15 protein-coding genes and 4 pseudogenes are annotated in these 18,610 nt (G+C 57.6%); 8 read left to right on the plus strand and 11 right to left on the minus strand.

Annotated elements, in window-relative coordinates; all coding sequences use genetic code 11:
- Positions 1 to 30: 30 nt before the first annotated feature.
- Positions 31 to 1,038: a trans-3-hydroxy-L-proline dehydratase gene (lhpH, locus tag EX00_RS21865; RefSeq protein ID WP_047462628.1), complete on the minus strand. Its 1,008-nt coding sequence runs from the start codon at positions 1,036 to 1,038 to the stop codon at positions 31 to 33.
- A gap of 258 nt (positions 1,039 to 1,296) precedes the next feature.
- The gene (locus EX00_RS21870) at positions 1,297 to 1,962 is read right to left on the minus strand and encodes a GntR family transcriptional regulator (RefSeq protein ID WP_047462631.1); all 666 of its coding nucleotides are present in this window, start codon (positions 1,960 to 1,962) and stop codon (positions 1,297 to 1,299) included.
- A gap of 262 nt (positions 1,963 to 2,224) precedes the next feature.
- Between EX00_RS21870 and EX00_RS21875 the strand changes: the two genes are divergently transcribed.
- The 4 genes from EX00_RS21875 to solA are packed head-to-tail and all read left to right on the plus strand — an operon-like array spanning position 2,225 to position 7,145.
- On the plus strand, positions 2,225 to 4,465 hold the full coding sequence (locus EX00_RS21875) for a N,N-dimethylformamidase beta subunit family domain-containing protein (protein WP_047462634.1): 2,241 nt from the start codon (positions 2,225 to 2,227) through the stop codon (positions 4,463 to 4,465).
- Positions 4,462 to 5,484 (plus strand): Ldh family oxidoreductase, encoded by a 1,023-nt coding sequence (locus tag EX00_RS21880; RefSeq protein WP_047462636.1) that lies wholly within the window; start codon positions 4,462 to 4,464, stop codon positions 5,482 to 5,484. The genes EX00_RS21875 and EX00_RS21880 overlap by 4 nt, the downstream gene beginning before the upstream one ends.
- Positions 5,485 to 5,515: 31 nt before the next feature.
- The gene (locus tag EX00_RS21885) at positions 5,516 to 5,953 is read left to right on the plus strand and encodes a GNAT family N-acetyltransferase (RefSeq protein ID WP_047462639.1); all 438 of its coding nucleotides are present in this window, start codon (positions 5,516 to 5,518) and stop codon (positions 5,951 to 5,953) included.
- A 10-nt stretch (positions 5,954 to 5,963) separates the two neighbouring features.
- Positions 5,964 to 7,145: an N-methyl-L-tryptophan oxidase gene (solA, locus tag EX00_RS21890; protein WP_052210876.1), complete on the plus strand. Its 1,182-nt coding sequence runs from the start codon at positions 5,964 to 5,966 to the stop codon at positions 7,143 to 7,145.
- A gap of 78 nt (positions 7,146 to 7,223) precedes the next feature.
- Here the strand turns inward: solA and EX00_RS21895 are convergent, their stop codons facing one another.
- The 3 genes and pseudogenes from EX00_RS21895 to EX00_RS21900 form a co-directional block, all read right to left on the minus strand.
- Entirely contained in the window at positions 7,224 to 8,429 is a 1,206-nt protein-coding gene (locus EX00_RS21895; protein ID WP_047462642.1) for a branched-chain amino acid ABC transporter substrate-binding protein, read from the minus strand.
- A 118-nt stretch (positions 8,430 to 8,547) separates the two neighbouring features.
- A pseudogene (locus EX00_RS32295) lies at positions 8,548 to 8,790 on the minus strand (PHP domain-containing protein); the annotation flags it as partial.
- Between the two features lie 391 nt (positions 8,791 to 9,181).
- The gene (locus EX00_RS21900; RefSeq protein WP_047462645.1) at positions 9,182 to 10,297 is read right to left on the minus strand and encodes an NADH:flavin oxidoreductase; all 1,116 of its coding nucleotides are present in this window, start codon (positions 10,295 to 10,297) and stop codon (positions 9,182 to 9,184) included.
- A 99-nt stretch (positions 10,298 to 10,396) separates the two neighbouring features.
- Between EX00_RS21900 and EX00_RS21905 the strand changes: the two genes are divergently transcribed.
- Positions 10,397 to 10,765, plus strand: coding sequence for a winged helix-turn-helix transcriptional regulator (locus EX00_RS21905; RefSeq protein WP_047462649.1), 369 nt, complete (start codon positions 10,397 to 10,399; stop codon positions 10,763 to 10,765).
- Between the two features lie 579 nt (positions 10,766 to 11,344).
- On the opposite strand, the pseudogene EX00_RS32050 reads toward EX00_RS21905, so the two are convergent.
- A pseudogene (locus EX00_RS32050) lies at positions 11,345 to 11,587 on the minus strand (hypothetical protein); the annotation flags it as partial.
- Between the two features lie 41 nt (positions 11,588 to 11,628).
- Positions 11,629 to 12,336: pseudogene (locus EX00_RS21910) on the minus strand (IS6 family transposase); the annotation flags it as partial.
- 357 nt (positions 12,337 to 12,693) lie between these two features.
- On the opposite strand from EX00_RS21910, the gene EX00_RS32300 reads away from it, so the two are divergent.
- A complete protein-coding gene (locus EX00_RS32300; protein WP_404944033.1) occupies positions 12,694 to 12,966 on the plus strand; it encodes a helix-turn-helix transcriptional regulator in 273 nt (90 codons plus the stop codon).
- A gap of 8 nt (positions 12,967 to 12,974) precedes the next feature.
- Here EX00_RS32300 and EX00_RS32305 read toward each other — a convergent pair.
- From EX00_RS32305 to EX00_RS31210, 3 genes and pseudogenes are all read right to left on the minus strand, one after another.
- Positions 12,975 to 13,112, minus strand: a pseudogene (locus EX00_RS32305) (OB-fold nucleic acid binding domain-containing protein); the annotation flags it as partial.
- Positions 13,113 to 13,209: 97 nt separating this feature from the next.
- Positions 13,210 to 14,388: a Fic family protein gene (locus tag EX00_RS21920; protein ID WP_047462652.1), complete on the minus strand. Its 1,179-nt coding sequence runs from the start codon at positions 14,386 to 14,388 to the stop codon at positions 13,210 to 13,212.
- 320 nt (positions 14,389 to 14,708) lie between these two features.
- Positions 14,709 to 14,942 (minus strand): helix-turn-helix domain-containing protein, encoded by a 234-nt coding sequence (locus EX00_RS31210; protein ID WP_267884783.1) that lies wholly within the window; start codon positions 14,940 to 14,942, stop codon positions 14,709 to 14,711.
- Positions 14,943 to 15,062: 120 nt separating this feature from the next.
- On the opposite strand from EX00_RS31210, the gene EX00_RS31215 reads away from it, so the two are divergent.
- On the plus strand, positions 15,063 to 16,190 hold the full coding sequence (locus EX00_RS31215) for a hypothetical protein (RefSeq protein WP_234709081.1): 1,128 nt from the start codon (positions 15,063 to 15,065) through the stop codon (positions 16,188 to 16,190).
- Positions 16,191 to 16,644: 454 nt separating this feature from the next.
- Here the strand turns inward: EX00_RS31215 and EX00_RS21940 are convergent, their stop codons facing one another.
- Positions 16,645 to 17,397 carry an SDR family oxidoreductase gene (locus EX00_RS21940; RefSeq protein WP_047462658.1) on the minus strand — a complete coding sequence of 251 codons (753 nt, stop codon included), beginning with the start codon at positions 17,395 to 17,397 and terminating at the stop codon, positions 16,645 to 16,647.
- 97 nt (positions 17,398 to 17,494) lie between these two features.
- Here EX00_RS21940 and EX00_RS21945 point away from each other — a divergent pair, with 97 nt between their 5' ends.
- Positions 17,495 to 18,403: an AraC family transcriptional regulator gene (locus EX00_RS21945; RefSeq protein ID WP_047462661.1), complete on the plus strand. Its 909-nt coding sequence runs from the start codon at positions 17,495 to 17,497 to the stop codon at positions 18,401 to 18,403.
- The last annotated feature ends 207 nt before the right edge of the window (positions 18,404 to 18,610 follow it).

Consider the following 18,610-nt stretch of genomic DNA (forward strand, 5'->3'; position numbering starts at 1 on the left):
TACGATTATTGCGGCGTGGACTGGCGCCGATTACTGAACGAGAAAGCCATAGGTCAGCGGGTCTTCCTCATCGATGGTCCAGTTTGCAAACCCGCAAATGTAGGCCTTGCCGCTGACTTCGGGGATGACGGCGTCAAAATCGCCGACCTTTGTTTCGCTGAGTACACGTCCCTTGAACACGGTACCGATGATCGACTCGTTCACCATTGTTTCCGAGCTCGAAAGCTTACCTCGAAGATAGAGCTGTGCGATGCGGCCGGCGGTGCCGGAACCGGTCGGCGATCGGTCAACGGCACGGTCCGCGTAGACACAGCAGTTCGCCTGGGTCGAGCCTTCGTGGCGGGGATCGCCATAGACCATGACACCATAGACGTCGTTGAACTCGGGGATTTCCGGGTGAACCACCGGCATCTTGGCATTCACGGCCGTCTTGATCTCGTAGCCGAACTGCTGGATCTTCTGCACATCCTTCTCGCGGATGGCGATATCGTGAGGGCGCCCGTCGACGTAGAAATAGGTGGCACCGCCATAGGCGATGTCGCCGGTCACCGTGCCGAAGGTTGGGGTTTCGATGGTGACGTCGCGCATGAAGATGAAGGACGGAACATTCACGAAGCGAACATTCCCTGCCCGCTTCCCGTCCCATTCGACAAAGGCTTCGATGAAGCCGCATGGCGCATCGATGCCCACACGGGTTTCTGGTGATTTGCGCTCGACCCAACCCAGTTCGAGGGCCGCGGTAGCGAGCGCAATGACACCATGACCGCAATGGGGGCTGTAGCCCATGTTGTTGAGGAAAATCACCCCGAAATCAGCATCCGCGCTGACCGGCTCCGTGAGAAGGCCTCCGTAAAGGTCCTTATGGCCGCGGGGCTCCAGCATGACTGCGCGTCGGTATTGGTCTGCGTTATCCTCCAACCAGGCGCGACGCTCGACGATGGTCGCTCCAGGGATCTTCGGCAAGCCCTGGGTGATGAGGCGGAATGTTTCACCGCAAGTGTGCAGCTCGACGGTTGTCAGTGATCTTTCAAATTGCATGCGGATGTCTCCAGCGTATTGCACCACGCAGACATCGGCACTCCCGCTGCCAGTTGGCTATTTTTAGATATCGTATACGATAAACGATCTTCGTCAACCACGAAAAGTGAAAAAAGGCGAATAAAACGTCACGCGTATTTTTTGGGCAGGCTGAACAGCCGCGCAGAGCTTTCGAAGAGCGCAACGCTGCGCAGGCTCTTGCCGCTACGATGATTGGCGAGGACAGCAAGAGGCAACTTCAAATCTGGAAGAGGAGGCTTACTTGCGAATATTGGCCAGCAGAGACTCGCACGCCTTGGTGATGTGTTGCGCTAGCAGTTCAGCGGCCTTGTCAGCGTCTCGTTCCCGACACGCGGCAAGGATCTCGCGATGCTCTCTGTCGTCAACACCGGTTCCACCTGACAAGGTGAGCTGAATGCGAAGATACCGCTCGATACGATCGTTGACCGAGCGAATGAGGTTGAGAAGAAAAGACCTGTCAGCATCCTCATACAGGCACGAATGAAACTGCCAGTTCAGCTCCGCCCACCGTGCAACGTTCGTCTCCTGGGCGAAGGCGTCACAATACTCTTCGGCTTTTTGAAAGGTCCGCGCCGTCATCCTGGGCACCGCCAGCCTGATCGCGTTCGATTCAAGCATCGCGCGGACTTCGAAGATCTGAGCAATTTCCGGCTCTGAAACGCTGGTCACCACCGCGCCGCGGTTTTTCTGAAACTCGACGAGACCTTCAGCCTCGAGCCGTTTCAACGCTTCACGGACGGGGATCTTGCTGACGTCGAACAGTTTTGCGACGTCGTCCTGGCGGATTGGCTCACCCTCGTCGAACTCACCGCTGACGATCGCTTCGCGAATGTGCTTGGCGATGATGTCAGAGGCCGTCGGTGCGGTTCCAAGCGATGGCAGATCGGCGGGATTGAGGGGCAACGGAAACTCCGGTCTGCAGTCGATGAGGGAACAATCGAATAACGTATTCGATATTAGATCGCAACGTCGTGAAGGTGATCCCCGACTTGCGCCACGGTTCCATCAACAAACTGGGTTGACACCGACAGATAACGTATACGATATTCTATTTACCACTTTGCTTTCCGAATGTCCAGCCGCGCCCCTGCCACCCCGACGAAGGCAGACGGGAATACGCAGCCGCAACCACGTCACGAACAGACGTCTTCGAGATTGGTGAAACATGTCTGCCGAAGAACAAAAACAGCCGGCGCTCATTGGCTATGTCACGCCGCTCAGCGCCAGGCCAGGCGAACAACTCGATTTCAAGATCTCCTCGCTTGGAGACAGACAAATCGCTGCCAAGGTTGTCAGACTGGATTGCTGCGATCCCAATCCACAAGGTCCCGGCCTGAAAAGTACCGAGGTAGAATTCGGCCTGTCGCCGATCTATCCGGCGACAGAGCAGAACACCTATCTTGGATCCTGTGCATTCGGGCCGCTCCCAGCTATTCCCGCCGAACAGGATCTGGTCGTCGAACTTGTCGTCCGGCTTGGGTTGATCAGCGCCACCGATCAAACGATCTTCTCGCTGCAGGATTCCGCCGGCACCACCGGCGCTGCCTTGATCGTCAAAGACGGGAGGCTCTTCCTCAAGCGTCTGCAATCACCGGCGCGGCTCGAGAGCCTGGACCTTTCGCTCAAGCTGAATGTCTGGACCATGCTCGAGGTCATCTTCTCGGATAGCGGCGTGATCTTACGCACATCGCCGGTCGAGACGTCAAAGCTCTTGGTGTTTTCAAAGCCGATCCCAGCCATGCATGAAGCATTGATCGGCGTTGACCATATCTGCCTTGCGGCACTGTGGTCGGGGCACCCCAAAGATTGCTTCGACGGCTCGATCGAGGCGCCGCGTATCTCCGTCGCTTCAGAAAGTGTCGAGCTCACTCGCGAGATCATCGCGCAATGGACCTTTACCGATAGCGGCAATTCCGCATGGGTCAGTGACGATTTTGACCCGTCGCGCCGGCTCAACCTGATCAACCTGCCGATGCGCGCCGTTCGCTCTTCCTCCTGGACCGGCCGGAATATGGATTGGAAGGTTGCGCCGGAAGAATACGCGGCAATCACCTTCCATTCAGACGATCTGAGCGACTGCGCTTGGGAGACGACGATCGCACTCACCGTGCCCGACGGCGTGCCTTCCGGTGTTTATGGCCTTGTGGTCGACAACGAGATCGCGATCGACACGATCCCGTTTTACGTGCTTCCGGGCGCCAACGCGCAGCGACAGAAGATCGTCTTCCTGGCGCCTACCTTCACCTACATGGCTTATGCCAATCATGCGCGCGGAAACTTTGCTGGCCCACTTGAGGCCCGGGTGAAGGATTGGGCGGCCTATCCTCATAATCCGGATGTCGTCGGCAGCTACGGTTACTCCACCTACAACCGCCATCCGGATGGAACCGGCGTGACCATATCCTCGCGGCTGCGTCCGATCATGACGATGCGTCCTGGATATCTTGTCTACCTTGACGAACACGGCTCGGGAATGCGCGGTTTCCCGGCGGACTCGCATCTCACCGACTGGCTGACCATCAAGGGTTTTGCATTCGACGTGCTGACCGACGAGGACCTTGACCGCGATGGCGTCAATGCTCTCTCGCCCTACGACGTGGTCCTGACCGGCTCCCATCCCGAATATCATACCCGCCGGACGATCGAGGCTCTCCTCGCCTACCGCCAGGCCGGCGGGCGGCTGATGTATCTTGGGGGCAACGGCTTTTACTGGAAGATCGGCCGCGACCAAAACCTACCGCACATCCTCGAACTGCGACGCGCCGAGGGCGGCATGCGCGTCTGGGCCAGCAAGCCCGGCGAATATTATAACCAGCTCGATGGCGAATATGGCGGCTTGTGGCGACGAAACGGCATCCCTCCCCAAAAGGTTGCTGGCGTCGGCTTTACCGCAGAAGGCAATTTCGAGGGGACCTATTACCTCCGCACGAACGAGTCGTTTGCCGAAGAATTGGCTTTCCTGTTTGAAGGCATTTCCGCCGCCGAAAAGCTTGGCGACTTCGGTCTATCGGGCGGCGGTGCTGCCGGCTTCGAGATCGACCAGGCCTGCGCAGAGCTTGGAACGCCGGAGTTCGTAAAGGTGGTCGCGGCTTCTGAAGGGCATGGGCCATCGTTCGAGACCACATACGAGGAGCTGCTGACCCCCGGCGTCATTGATGGCGGGCCGCGTCCCTATGGCGGCATGCGCTCGAACATCGTCTACGGCCTCGACGAAAACGGCGGTGGCCTGTTCTCGGTCGGCTCGATCACCTTCTGTGGCAGTCTTTCCCACAACGGCTACGACAACAACATCTCCCGGCTTCTCGAAAATTGCCTCCGAAAATTTCTCTCGACCCCGCGCCGCACCGGTGATGCGCGCGCTCCGTCGGCCCCTGACACCGTTCCTCCCATTGGCAGCAATCCATGACACATGAACAACCGGACCTTCACGTCAAATTCGACGCTCTGAAATCCACACTTGCCCGGATTTTCCTGAAGCATGAGACATCGGAGTTCGTCGCCAACGTTCTTGCGGAAAACTGCGCCGGCTGCGAGCGCGATGGCGCGATCAGCCACGGCGTCTTTCGTATTCCAGGCTACATCGCATCGCTCGACACCGGTTGGGTTGATGGCAAGGCCGAACCCGAAATCTCTGTCGTCAGCCCGTCCTTCATTCGCATCGATGCCCGCAACGGATTTGCCCAACCAGCACTCGCCGTCGCAGCAGAGGCAATTAGTGCGGCCGTCACGGAGACCGGCATCGCGGTTGTGGCGACCCGCAATTCTCATCATTTCAGTGCCCTGTGGCCGGATGTCGAGCCATTCGCACGAAGAGGCCTGATGGCGATCACATTCGTCAACGGTCTGGCGAATGTCGTACCCCATGGAGGTCACGCCCCGGTGTACGGCACCAATCCGATTGCGTTTGCAACGCCGGTGGCCGGCACCGATCCGCTGGTGGTCGACCAGGCGACCAGCGTCATGGCGAACGGCGAAGTCAGGCTTCATGCACTGGCAAACAGAACCCTGCCTGCGGGTACGGGGGTCGACAGCGATGGCAATCCCTCTACTGACCCCCACGCCGTTCTGGCGGGTGGAGCACTCAATACTTTCGGTGGCTACAAAGGATCGTCCATTGCGCTGATGGTAGAGCTGATGGCCGGCGCTCTCACTGGCGGACAATTATCGTTCGAGAATGATTTCGGCGACTGCGTGGGCGCGCAGACGCCGAAGGCTGGACAGCTGTTGATCGTCATCGACCCGGAGCGCGGGGGCAACAATGACTTTGCCGGACGGGTTTCGGTTCTCTGCGATCGTCTCATCGATGCCGGCCAGGAGAGGCTGCCGGGCGCAAGGCGCTACGAGAACCGCCGCCAATCCACACTCCTTGGCATTCCCATTTCGGAAGACAAGCTTCTCGAACTGCAAACCCTTGCCGGCAACTGAGCCGGTCAACGCACATATCCCAGAGGCGCACATGAACAAGATCACGCTCGATAAAAACCGGCTGCGGCTCCGTCACTCCTTGAACGACCATCAGGTCGACCAGCTGGTGGAATTGTTTCAGGAGGAGTGGTGGACCAAGGGCAGGACAAAAGCCGACGCCGTAAAAGCCCTGGCCTCCGGTGGCCCGGTCTTCGCCTTCATCGATCCTGACGGAGACGAGCTCGCTGCGTTCGCTCGCGCTATGACGGACGGCGTCTACAAGGCGATGATCTTCGACATCATCGTCAAAAGCTCATGGCGCAATACCGGGTTGGGCGGACTGCTGATGGAAACCGTCATGAATGATCCCGCACTGATAAACATCAAGCATCGGGAGCTCTATTGCCTTGCGGAGATGGTGCCGTTCTATGAGAAGTGGGGCTTCACCGATCATCTGCCGGGTCTCCATTTCATGCGCAAATCCGCGTGACGTTGTGACAATGCTGAACCGACCTTCGTCTGCCGCCAAATCGACCTCGACAAAGGACACGGTCTCGACCGACTTCGCCGTCATAGGCTTGGGCGCAGTGGGCGCGGCCACGCTTTACCAGCTGGCCAAGCGGGGCGCGAAGGTCATCGGTGTCGATCGCTACCTGCCGCCACATCCATATGGATCGAGCCATGGGGCCGCGCGTGTAACCCGCAATGCTGTGGGGGAAGGATCTGCCTATGTGCCACTGGTCAGGCGCTCACAGGAAATTCTGAGCGATCTCGAGCGATCATTCAATGCCAACCTGATGGAGCGGGCAGGCACTCTGATCATCGGGTCCGAGCGGCCGGCCTGTGGCGAGGATTTCGTCGAGGCAACGGTCAACATCGCGCGGCAAAATGGGATCGAGCATGAGTTGTTCTCGTCCGCCGAGCTGAAACGACGATATCCGACCCTGATCGGGCTGACGGAAACAGACTATGGATATTTCGAGCCGAAGGCAGGCTTTCTGAGGCCCGAGCCGATCGTGTCGCTGCAGATTTCGGTGGCACAGCAGCTTGGTGCAACTGTTGTGACCAACTGTGCGGTAGAACATGTTTCTCAGGAAAATGGCTGGGTGATAATTGGAATGGGTGATCATCAGATCAAAGCCAGACATGCCGTCATTGCTGCGGGATGTTGGGCTGGCGAGACGCTCGGGCCGCCGTTCGACCACCTCCTGAAGGTCACTGCACAAAGGACGTTCTCGTTCCGGCAGGAAGATTCAGCAGGGTATCAGTCCGACAATTTTCCTGCGTTGATGTGGTTCCGCTCCGCGGCCGCAGACCAATGTATTACAGCGTTTCCCCAGTCGCACGATGGAGCGGTGAGCTTCTTCGTCGAGGGCATCGACGCGGCGGCAGATGCTGGCGAAACAGGTGGGCGCTTCTTCGAGCGCGATGTCCGCCCCTTCTTCGGCGGCATTAGCTCGCAGATGGCCGGCTCCGACCTCTGTTACTACACGACGACACCAGATGGCGGTTTCATCATTGATCAACATCCGGCCTATGACCAGCTTCTGGTCATCTCAGCCTGCTCGGGGCACGGTTTCAAGCATTCTCTTGGTGTTGGTGAGTTGGCGGCACAATTGCTTCTCGGGGAAGAAACATCCGCCGATGTCGCTCCATTTTCGACGCGTCGATTCCGCGTCTGACAGAGCGCTCGCCTTGAAGGGATCAGAACCGACGACCCTCAATTCAGAACGCCAACCTGTTGAAGCGTCACTTCAACTTCAGTTTGCCTCAGGGAGGGGCTCATGGATTGGAACAATCTTACCGGCTTTCCAGATATAAGTTGAGAAGCTCGGTAGCATCCTGTTTCCAGTCGCCTTATCGATCTCTACCGGAATACCCTCATCTGCGCTCATTCTGACTGCAATGGCCCTGGGATCGAGATAGATAGTTGGCTTGCCATCCTTCATATCGGTGATGAGGCTGAATTCGTAGTGACCGTAGCACTGTTCATCCCGAATGGCGGCCGCCACTTCGTGGACAGCGGCATAGGAGCGGAGTGTCAGGTCCTCGGCCGGAATCTCATGGGCCTTTAGCACTGTGCGGGCACTTTCCAAATCGGTCATCAGAGTCTCGCGGGGCGCGTCGGTAAAGATCGTGCCATCCGCGTCCTTTTTATAAAGGGTCTGATAATTGACGTTGGACAAGGCATCGCCACCGATGATCTGCGGCTTGACGGAGATTTCCCCTAATTGCCGCAGAAGCGTGCCGATTTCTACATAAGCACCCCCGTAATAGATTACCTCTACTCCCGCCTGTTTCAGTTTTTCGGCCTCCTTCCTATAGTCATATGCGCCAGGGTCGACGGAGATCTTGAGCGCCTCGGTCATGCCGCCTCGGTTGAGGGTCGTCTTGAAGGCATCGATCAGGGGGTTACTATAACCCGTCCTGTCATCGAGGACGGCGACTTTTTTGTCCTTGAAATTCTTCAGCACATAATTTGCGGCTATCTCGCCTTGACGGGGATCTGCGCGGTAGCATTCGGTGGAGAGATTGCTGGGCCGTCCACCGTCGATGAGATCGATCTGCGGAAAGGTCTTCGTCAGATGAAGGATCTGAGTTCCTGAGAGTGCCAAAATATCTGATGGCGATTCGTGGCGTATCTGAATAGGGGTCGCTGGATCAAAAACCGCCGCCTCGATGACGAAGTTGATTTTTGTGTCGAGAAAGTCCTTGGCGACCGATGAGCTCTTCAGCGGATTGCTGGCATCGTCGCCAAATTTCAAAACGAGCTTATCGCCAAGAATGCCGCCGCTCTTGTTGATTTCATCGGCGGCCGTTTGCATTGCACTTTTGACCTTATTGCCGTCTGCAGCGCCCTGACCGGTCAGGGGCGCGATGATGCCGATCGTGAAGTCCGCATGCGCCGGTACGACGAAGGCTAGTGAGGCCGCGAAGGTCGTGACCAACAGGACATAGTTTCTCATAGTACCTCCTTGACGGCCGTTTCCAGGCAGAGATGACCATAATGATGCGTCGTCATGAACGGCCACTGAATAGGTGTGCCAGCTATCTTTAATTGTGACGGTCGTGGCTCCCGACATTGCCGGCGCGCTTCTTGCCAAGCGATAGCAGCCGCAAAGCCTGGTATAGGCGGTCCGATCCGTGGATAGACGAGTTCCGACATGCCGTCTGTAAGATCAAGGCGGCAACCGACGATCAAGCGGACGCCGCTGTCCTTGGCTTCCTAATGAGCTAATGAGCGCACACGATGCCGGCGAGACTGTTGCGGTCGGCGATCGCCAGAGCCTCGACGCCGAGGTCGGATGACGCGCCGCGCAGGAGCAGAGGAGATCGCCTGACATTAACAACGTCCGCTGGGGCGCGTTGGTGTACCCGTAACTGCCGAAGGGATTGAGCCGCTGAACAGCAGAGGCATTGCGCACCGCTGGGTGCGATCAGCTCCAAGGATACGTGGTCGGCAGATCCGTATCCGCGGAAATGGCACCAGAATACCGGGCAAGGCGGCACCATGAGTGTAGTCAACAGGGATAGCCGCCCGGCAGATGCGACCGCAATTCCTGCATCATGTTGTCGATCGACCAGCGCAGTGCGTCGCGCTCCATTTCCTGGCTGAGGTGGAGATGGGCGGCGCCGTTTCCGAGAGAGCGCCGGCATGATTGCCGCCATGTTTTAAAACCTCCTCACGACGGGCCGGCGAACCGGCCCGTCGTACTTATCAAACCAGCGCCGCCAGTTCGCCGGCACTGAAGCCTTTGAGGTTTGCCGTGTCGCCTTCTCGCACCTTGTTTGCCCAATCGGGGTTGCTGATCATGGCACGCCCAACAGCTATCAGGTCGAACTCTCGGCGCTCCATGCGGGTCAGCAGCGTATCGATGCCGACACTGGTCGAGCTCTCGCCGGCAAAGGCTTTCAGGAACTCTCCGGATAAGCCGACCGAGCCGACGCTGATGGTCACCGCGCCCGTCAGCTTCTTTGCCCAACCTGCGAAATTGAGGCCTTCCTCGCCGTCAACGTCAGGAAACTCTGGTTCCCAAAAACGCCGCTGGGAGCAATGCAGGATATCGACGCCGGCATCGACCAGCGGCTGAAGCCAGTCGGCCATCAGCTGTGGCGTCTCGGCGAGGCGCGCCGAGTAGTCTTGCTGCTTCCATTGGCTCACCCGCAAGATGACGGGGAAGTCCTCGCCGACAGCCGCACGGATGGCGCGGACGACTTCCGCGGCAAAACCGGAACGTTCCTTGATCGACGCGCCACCCCACCGATCGTCACGCCGGTTTGTGCCGCTCCAGAAGAATTCATCGATAAGATAGCCATGCGCACCATGGATTTCGATCGTGTCGAAGCCCAGGCGTTTGGCATCTGCTGCGGCTTGAGCAAATGCAGCAATCGTATCGGCAATAGCCTCGTCGGACATTTCGACGCCGCGCGGCTTGTCAGGCGCCAGAAGACCCGATGGGCTTTCGACCGGGCTTGCCGGCTGCCAGCCACTCATCCCGACCGTTGATCCGGTATGCCAAAGTTGAGGCCCCATCCGTCCGCCGGCCCGATGGACTTCATTGATGATTGTTTTCCAGCCGCCGAGTGCCGCATCGCCATGGAAAAACGGAATTGCCGGCTCGTTGCGCGACGACGGCCGGTTGACCACAGTGCCTTCCGACAGGATCAGACCGACGCCGCCTTCAGCCCGGCGGCGATAATAGGCTGCGTTCGAAGAACCCGGAACGCCCTCCGGGGCAAATGTCCGTGTCATCGGCGCCATGACGATACGGTTTGGCAGGGCGAGCGACTTAACGCGTAGCGGCTCGAACAGGATATCGGTGGAAGAAGGCATACGTCGCTCCATTGTTGTCAGGCCCATTTAGGTATAAAAGCGATACCTAGGCGTCAAGAAGGTACTTTGAATCGCCCAGGTATCTTTGAGGAAACCACCATGTGTGCCGCTACCCCGGATTTTAATGTCGATTGCCCTAGCCGCCTCATATTCGAGCAGATCGCCGACAAGTGGTCGATGATGGTTATCACCGTTCTCGATGCCGGTCCGGTGCGCTTCAATGGCATCAAGCGGCGGCTTGAAGGCGTGACACAGAAGTCCTTGACGCAATGTCTTCGTCGCCTTGAGCGCAACGGTCTGATCGAACGGCGGGTCATTCCCGTGTCACCGGTCGCGGTGGAATACGAGCTGACAGACCTCGGTCGTTCGCTTCAACCGCGATTGCTGTCGGTCTATTCCTGGACCGTCGAGATGATGCAGGAAATCGAAGCTGCGCGACAGCAATTCGATGAAAGGACTGCGGCCTAAGCGAACGGCGCAACAAGGCCGGATTTCTACTCTCGCATCAATCCGGTCTCGCAGGATAGCTCGGGACGGGAGGCTCCTGGAATAATCTCGCTTGCCTCACGCACGTCATAGGCAATCGTCGGACAGCCACTGCATTTGATCTGATAAGCTCCGTACGCCGGCTTGGTTCAACGGGTCCTCTCGCTCAAAGACGCGCTGATCTTGCCCGCACGCGAACCGTACGGATGCCCGATCGTCTCGAAATCCCGAGTGCCGGTGGAACAGGGCAGTCTGCTTTGACGCCTGAACTCAGAGCCGAACGTATCGGAAAACGAAAAAGCCTGCCGCGGGAGGAGATGCGGCAGGCTTTTCCGAAAGAATTGAACGACGGCTGGGAGGAGGAGTGCCGTTGTTCCGTCAGGCGCCCCTTCGGGAGGAGAAAACGGGTCGCCTGAAACACGAAGCTCTGCGGGAGGAGGTGCATTGCTTCGTTGATTTGAAGATACCAGAGGCTGCCCCGACCGCCAGCGCTCTGATCGCAGTGCAGCCATGCGCATGTTGCAATGCAATATAAATGCTGTGCTCATTTGTCGGCCATTGCGGTGGAGACGCAGCTCTTTCTGTGCTGGGCTCGAAACCAAGAACGAGTTCGATCACCTTGGCGCAGGACATTTCGCACGGCTTCAGTATCGACCCAGGTCCAGCCAATCGATAAAGGTTGAGGCTGACGATATTGCTTCCGCTAAGCTCCTCGCCATAGAGCCAGGTCCGTTTGCCATCATCCGACCGCTTGTCGGTCACGCCCCATGATCGACCGCCAAAATGACCGACGGGAGTTGTCATGTTATCGAGCGTGAGCGGTGTTTGTCGCAAGCCGTCTGCAATCAAGCGGTAGCGCCGGTGACGGCCTTCCGGTGCGCTATTGCGCGGATGCGATGAATGTGGGTGGACAGCGCGGATCGTTTATGACTTGGGGGACGAAGAGATTTCGAAGCGCGGAGAAGATCGAGATGAAGCGCTGCAGACTTCCCGGTGATCGGAAGCCTTGCATCGTCCTCTCCCGCTTCCGCAGTGGCAGATGGGAATTTTCCGCTCGATTATTGAGACCCTTGTGGGATCGGTGCTCGACAGCCGGCATAACTTCTCGCTTGGCCGCGCCATACGAGCAGAGCTTGTCGGTGATGATCCGCTTGGGCGGCATGGCTGCTTTCTTCAATAGTCTGACGAGCAATCGCTTGGCGGACTTCGTATCGCGTCGGCTCTGAACAATCTCGTCGAGAACATAGCCGTCTTGATCAACGGCACGCCAAAGCCAGTGCTTCTTGCCTGCGATGGAAATCACCACCTCGTCCAGATGCCAGACATCCCGGCGCGACGGCCGCCTGCGACGGAGTTGCTTTGCGTATGCCGGTCCGAATTTCCGACCCCATCGCCGGATCGTTTCATACGAAACGACAACTCCGCGCTCCAGCAGCATCTCCTCAACAAGGCGTAAGCTCAGCGGAAATCTGAAATACAGCCAGACCGCGTTCGAGATGATCTGTTGCGGGAAACGGTGGCGCTTGTAGCTGACGGCAGGACTCTTCATTCCACCGTCTCTATGTCCAATTCACTGACGCCGCGTTTATGTGACAACACCGCTGAAAGTGCCGCGGGAGCTGCTGCGCCCGGTACTCTCTAATGCGGATGATATCGCGACAACGGTTGTGTCCGCTCCCAGTGGCATAGGTGCTTTGCTGCTCGCCTATTTCGATGCTTTCGTGACCGAGGTGCCCTATCTCGCGCCAGAGGAGCAGACGACGTCGCTAAATGCCCTGGCAAGCCTCGCTGCCGTGGCACATGGTCGGCTTGCGCGAGACCACGATCCGCGGCAGGCACTGCAGACGGCCCAACTCCGCCTTGCCAAGGAGTTCATTGCGCGCAACGCCACAAATCCACGCCTTTCGCCGATGCTTGTAGCAGGAGCACTTGGCATCTCCATCCGCCATCTTCATCGTCTCTTCGAAGCGACCGGCGATACTGTTTCAAGGCATATCCTCCGTTGCCGACTCGAGGTTGCGCGGTCGCGGTTACGATCTCCAGAATTCGGCCACGTCACAATCCTGGAGCTCGCACTTGATTGCGGGTTCACGAGCCTAGCTACGTTCTACAGGGCGTACCGGATTGCCTATGGATTTACTCCCGCAGAATACAGGAGGGTAGTCACCCAGCCACACGCCTGATCTTACCTTTTCGGCAATCCACGCGGATCCGGCACGGGCGACCCATGATGAAACTCATCCCCTCGCCTATGCGGCAGCGGAAATGCCGTCTTACGATCGCCAACGCTCGCCAGCTCCGCCGACAGATCGGTGAGCCGATGCTCGACCTCTAAACATCACACCCTTGGTGGACCCGGCCGCTGGCGAACAAGCACCAGGACCGCGGTCTTGAAGGGATCAGAACTTTCAACCCACTGATTTTTGTCATGTAGCAGGCAGCGGATCAGTGCCTTCGCTTAGGATTGCGATATATCTGCGGTAGCTGAAGACACGACCACGTTTACGGCCTGTCACCTCCTCGACAATGCCCAAACGCTCCAAATCGGCGAGTGCCACGTTAACAGTGGGCGCGGACAGGCCGGTCATCTGAACAATCTGGTTTGCTGTATGAAAGGGATTTTGCTGAAAGAGCTCATGAATACGAAGGGCCGATCCAGCTCTGTCGCTCTTGGTCGTGATTTTCTCCCTGTCCTCTTTGAAAAGGTCGACGATCTGAGTGGCGGCTCCAAATGCCTGATTGGCAGTGTCGGCCACACCTGTCAGGAAGAAGTCTAGCCAAGCTTCCCAGTTTCCATGTTCACGGACCTCTTGCAGTAATCGATAATATTCCCTTCGATGGGCCTTGAGGTAAAGACTGAGGTATAGCAGTGGTTTGCGTAGAACACCGTTCATGCAGAGGTACAAGGTCACAAGCAAGCGACCTATACGGCCATTGCCATCGAGAAATGGATGGATCGTTTCGAACTGGACATGTAGTAGGCCGGCTTTGATCAATGCCGGTAACCGGGATCGATCATCGTGCATAAAGCGCTCGAACGCATCCAGGCAGCTCGCCATTTCCGCCACGGGTGGCGGCACAAAGAGTGCGTTACCGGGTCGTGTGCCTCCAATCCAATTCTGTGAGCGCCGAAATTCTCCGGGATCTTTGGTGCCCCCCCGCCCGCTTTGAAGCAGTCGTGCGTGCATCTCTCGGATCAGGCGCAATGACATTGGCAGCGTTTCCAAACGCTCCAAACCGTACATCATCGCATCAACGTAGTTGGAAACCTCGCGAATATCATCGACCGGTTGCCCCGCTTGAGCTTCGGTTTCAAATCGCAAAAGATCCGAAAGCGTCGACTGTGTCCCCTCAATCTGCGAGGAAAGAACTGCTTCTTTTCTCACATACATGTAAAGGAACAGCTCCTGGCGCGGGAGCAGCATTGTGATACCATCCAGGCGGCCGAGCGCACGCTCCGCCAGACTGAGGCGCTCCAGTAGCGAAAGCACATCGATGGGTGGCTTGGGCGGCAATGGCGGAGGCACAAACGCCCGCACTGTCTCGCTTGCTGCTGATGTTTCGACAAAATGGCCGAGGCGCGGGTTAGGACTGGAATCAGACATATGCTTAGTATGATTTCCATCCGTTATTTAAGCAAGTGGCACTTTTTTTAAATAACAAACGACCTTAGATAAGCGCCCTTAATTAGTGGAGATCATCCTCTCGACCTCAAGAGCAGACGTCAGATCCCGTGCCCACTCCATGCAACTTGCTGATGATCGATATTGCCAACGCTCGAAATGCCGCCTTCGCCATGCATATTCTGTCAACAGTCTGCTCCAATTTCCACTGATCGGCGGCGCGCCTCACTGAGGCCCGACGGAGCACATGCCAGCTTGGCGTCGAGAGTATTGCTGAGACACATCGCATCACCCGCGCGAGCTCAATCCTTTGGTTTGGAAAAACGGACGCCGACGCCGCTACCATTTTCAGGGATAAACTCGATGCCAGCAGCCTCGAATGCTGCACGGATTGCCTCCAACGTCGCTGCATACCCTGGACGACCGGCTTCGATCCGAGTCACGGTAGCTGCGGTAATGTTAGCGCGGCTTGCCAGATCGCGAACGCCCCACCTAAGGGCAGCTCGCGCCATTCGGATTTGATCGGCATTCAACATTATAACCTTGACATAATCTCTGTATGATTCAAACTCTCTGCACGGTTCATAGCGGCCACGCAGGGTGCTTGCGACACTCTACGTGACCTGACCACAATCTAGCTATCTGGAGCTTGGATCATGGCTGATTCTGAGAATAGCAGAACTTTGCCTGCAATTTCGCGCAGAAAAGAAAAGCCGGTGCGTGGCGCGTCAGAAAGCCTGCCATACATCATCGATCGCAGAAATCTCCTCGCCGTCGCTTCGCGCTTTCTGACTTCTCACATCGAAGAACCAGACGCTGCGCCAAGAGAGCCAGGCCCGACCCCCGTCAGAGACATGTGGCCTCGCTGGTATGCTTGCCACCAGCAACGCGTGAGCACCACCCGTCGTAGAGAAAAGCTCGAAAAGCAATTGCTCGAAGAGACCGGTGGTCTTCCCGCCGCGATACTGCGAAATGTTGGAAAGCACGGTGCCGTCGAGGTCCGCTCTTTTGCCGACATCAATCAAATGGCCGCTCAGCTGGATGCCGAACACCTGTCGCAGGCGCGAGCCGAGCTTCGATCGCGCCGAAGACGATGGAAGGAAGCGGATCAGCGACTGGGATACAGCCTGGCGGTCGCTCTGGAGCAGGAGCTCGCGGAACAGGCCGGTATATCCGGACGTGTCATGTTGATCACCCGGCCCTCCTCACTGACCGAAATCACCGCAAAGCTCCATTGCCTGATCGTCATGTACGATCCCGGCCTGAAGCTCGAGAATGCACCTTGGCCGGAGTTGCGGACGATGCTGAAGGATCTTATCCGCATTGCTGAGAAGCGCCGGCAGAAATCATGCAATGGATTTGCATATGCTGGTAAAGCGGGAGGCGCACGCGGCGTCCTGAATTTGGCGAGGCAGTACCATGACGCAGCCAACAAGCTTGGCGAGAGCTCGTCCTACCCCAATCAAACACCACGACGCCTTCTCGCCCTTTATGCGATGGAGCTCTATCTGAACGCATTCTTGCTCGCCAAGGGCGTGAACCTCCCTACGATCCGCGACCTGCGGCACGACCTCGGCGAGCGGGCGCGCATAGCGTCTGAAGCTGGCCTTGTTCTGCGCAAGCGCACGGTGACGCACCTAGGAATGCTCTCCGCAAGCAACGAGTATCACGTTATGAGGTATGCCCCAGAGCTTACGTCCACGCTGTCACAGGTGAACCGGGTCATGGCGACCGTCGATGAGCTGTCGCGGAAGGTGCGAAAGGCGCTGCGGGCATCCTCTTGATGACATCTTACCTCCGTGTCTGGAGGTGATTGCAATCGACTTCCAGAGGTTTCCAAGCGGTATCCCGCTTGCCAGCGTCAGATATTGCGGAATTCCGCACGCCTTGCTGTGGGACTTGGGACTTTGATCCTCACCCGCCCAAAAGGTAGGTTGGACGGTTAAGGAGCGTCATGCAGCCTTGCGGAAGCCGACCACTTCCGTTTGCCGATGGCCAGTTCGAAGCTGTGCGCCATCGCTATGCTCGGGCATCGAAACTCGGCGGCCGGCGACTGCCCGATTGTCGCTCTATACCCAATATTGCATCCGAAGCCGATGCACCATCGACATAGGCTTGTGCCACACGCTCGTCCCGCCATGACGGCTTTTCGGGTGTGGGAATGCTGACACAGCGCATTTTTCTTAATGCGCAGCCGAGTTGGAACGGTGGCACCCTTTTCGGCTGCCACCGTTTCGATTACAAACCTGCCTCGGCCATCCAAAGCTCGGCATCAGCACCGGCCGGAATTCGCAGCGGGGCGGATGGATCGGTGGCGGCTCGCCAGACCGCCTCCGCCACGTCGGGTGCATGCGTCACAGGACCGGTGTCGTCCCGCACGCCCTTTACGAATTGCTGGATCAATGGCGCATAATCCGGATCGTCCAAACCACGCAAATGTGGACGCGCGTTCTCCCCAAAACGTGTTTCCGGCGAACGGCCTGGCAAGACGATATGCACCCGCACGCCAAACGGCTCCATCTCGATCGCCAGGGACTCGGTGAAGGCGTTCACGGCTGCCTTGCTCGCCCGGTAAATCCCAACCACCGGTAGGGTCTTGACCGTCACAGTGGACGTGACATTGATGATGACCCCCGCCCGGCGTTGACGCATCTGGGGCAATACCGCTTGAACCATTGCCAATGTACCGATCGTATTTGTCTGAAACAGCGACTGCACCGTCTCCGGTGCCGTCAGCTCGATTGGTGAGGGCGCGCCGAAACCGGCATTGTTGACCAGTACATCTATCGAACCGGCATCTTTTACAGCTTTCGCGACGCTTGCTGGATCGGTGACGTCGAGCGCCAGAACGCGCAGGCGTTCGGAAACCGGTAGTAGCTCGGGTTTTGGCGTGCGCATTGTCGCGATCACATACCACCCCCGATCAAGAAACAGTTTCGCAGCCTCCAGACCGAAGCCAGACGAGCAACCAGTGATCAATATTGTGGACATGAACTTCTCCAACCAAAAGGAATGATCCCATGGTAGTGACCGATCGAGAGACTTTATATATGCTAAAGTCTCTGTTTCTTTAGCGTCAGTCCTGGTTATGACAGTCGATCCCCTTAGCGAAATCGTCACACTGTTGCAGCCGACCGCACGCTCGTCGAAGCTGGTGGAATGCGCCGGCTTCTGGCGAATTCACCGGCCGGCCACAGGCGAACCATTCTACTGCGCAATCCTCGAGGGGCGTTGCCGCGTGGCGTTTGGAGGACATCAGCCTTTCATCCTCCAGGCCGGTGACTTCGTGCTCGTGCCGGCCATGCGCGACCTCGTCAACGAGAGCGTCGACGCACCAGCCGATCTGTCCGCCATGGTCCCGATGCAGTTGAACGGCGGCCATTTCCGTGTCGGCCGCCTCGAGGGCCCGGTGGATCTGCGCATGCGCATAGGGCATTGCAGCTTCGGCGCGCCGGATGCGGCCTTGCTCGTTTCCCTGTTGCCTGATGTGGTTATCGTTCGCGACGAGCCCCGACTTGCTACGCTGATGCAATTGGTCAGCGAGGAGACACGTGAGCAGCGTCCGGCGCGAGAGCTGGTGTTGGAACGGCTGCTGGAGGTGTTGTTGATTGAAGCGTTGCGATCCAGCACGGACATCACCGCTGCGCCCGGTCTGAGCCGCGGTCTTGCCGATGAACGATTGGCGGCAGCACTTCACGCAATGCACGCGCGTCCCGCCTATCCTTGGACGGTGGCGGATCTCGCAATCGAAGCAGCCCTATCCAGATCAGCTTTTTTTGCGCGTTTCGGCCGCATCGTCGGCTTGCCGCCGATGGAATATCTACTGGCATGGCGTATGGCTCTTGCAAAGCAGCTGTTGCGTAGCCGTGAATTAGGCATGGATCAAGTGGCCGAACGCGTAGGTTACGCATCGGCAAGCACCTTTAGCGTTGCCTTTGCCAGATATGCAGGCATGCCGCCCGCTCGATACGCCCGCAGCTATGTAGGAAGCGATTGAACTCACTGCTCGCTACATTGTAAATTGTGCTGCCAATCGAAATTGCGGAAGCTTTGTTTATTGCCGAGGCAAAAAGAAGGTCTTGAAGAGTTTCGAACCAGCGACCCCTCGGTAAAATTTCAATGTCAAAACCAAATAGAAGTGCGATATCAACATTTGTATGGTTTTGTGGCGGAAGAGTTGGAATGTCCGCCGTGAAATGGAAAC

This window comes from Martinezella rhizogenes, assembly GCF_000799715.1.
Lineage (GTDB): Bacteria > Pseudomonadota > Alphaproteobacteria > Rhizobiales > Rhizobiaceae > Rhizobium > Rhizobium rhizogenes_C.

Excerpts from the sequence above, each read along its gene's own strand:
- EX00_RS32300 (WP_404944033.1), top strand. The coding sequence starts at position 12,694 with ATGCTTGTAGCAGGAGCACTTGGCATCTCCATCCGCCATCTTCATCGT.
- EX00_RS21945 (WP_047462661.1), top strand. The coding sequence starts at position 17,495 with ATGACAGTCGATCCCCTTAGCGAAATCGTCACACTGTTGCAGCCGACC.
- lhpH (WP_047462628.1), bottom strand. The coding sequence starts at position 1,038 with ATGCAATTTGAAAGATCACTGACAACCGTCGAGCTGCACACTTGCGGT.
- EX00_RS31210 (WP_267884783.1), bottom strand. The coding sequence starts at position 14,942 with ATGTTGAATGCCGATCAAATCCGAATGGCGCGAGCTGCCCTTAGGTGG.
- EX00_RS21875 (WP_047462634.1), top strand. The coding sequence starts at position 2,225 with ATGTCTGCCGAAGAACAAAAACAGCCGGCGCTCATTGGCTATGTCACG.
- solA (WP_052210876.1), top strand. The coding sequence starts at position 5,964 with ATGCTGAACCGACCTTCGTCTGCCGCCAAATCGACCTCGACAAAGGAC.
- EX00_RS21880 (WP_047462636.1), top strand. The coding sequence starts at position 4,462 with ATGACACATGAACAACCGGACCTTCACGTCAAATTCGACGCTCTGAAA.
- EX00_RS21905 (WP_047462649.1), top strand. The coding sequence starts at position 10,397 with ATGTGTGCCGCTACCCCGGATTTTAATGTCGATTGCCCTAGCCGCCTC.
- EX00_RS21885 (WP_047462639.1), top strand. The coding sequence starts at position 5,516 with ATGAACAAGATCACGCTCGATAAAAACCGGCTGCGGCTCCGTCACTCC.
- EX00_RS21900 (WP_047462645.1), bottom strand. The coding sequence starts at position 10,297 with ATGCCTTCTTCCACCGATATCCTGTTCGAGCCGCTACGCGTTAAGTCG.
- EX00_RS21940 (WP_047462658.1), bottom strand. The coding sequence starts at position 17,397 with ATGTCCACAATATTGATCACTGGTTGCTCGTCTGGCTTCGGTCTGGAG.
- EX00_RS31215 (WP_234709081.1), top strand. The coding sequence starts at position 15,063 with ATGGCTGATTCTGAGAATAGCAGAACTTTGCCTGCAATTTCGCGCAGA.
- EX00_RS21895 (WP_047462642.1), bottom strand. The coding sequence starts at position 8,429 with ATGAGAAACTATGTCCTGTTGGTCACGACCTTCGCGGCCTCACTAGCC.
- EX00_RS21920 (WP_047462652.1), bottom strand. The coding sequence starts at position 14,388 with ATGTCTGATTCCAGTCCTAACCCGCGCCTCGGCCATTTTGTCGAAACA.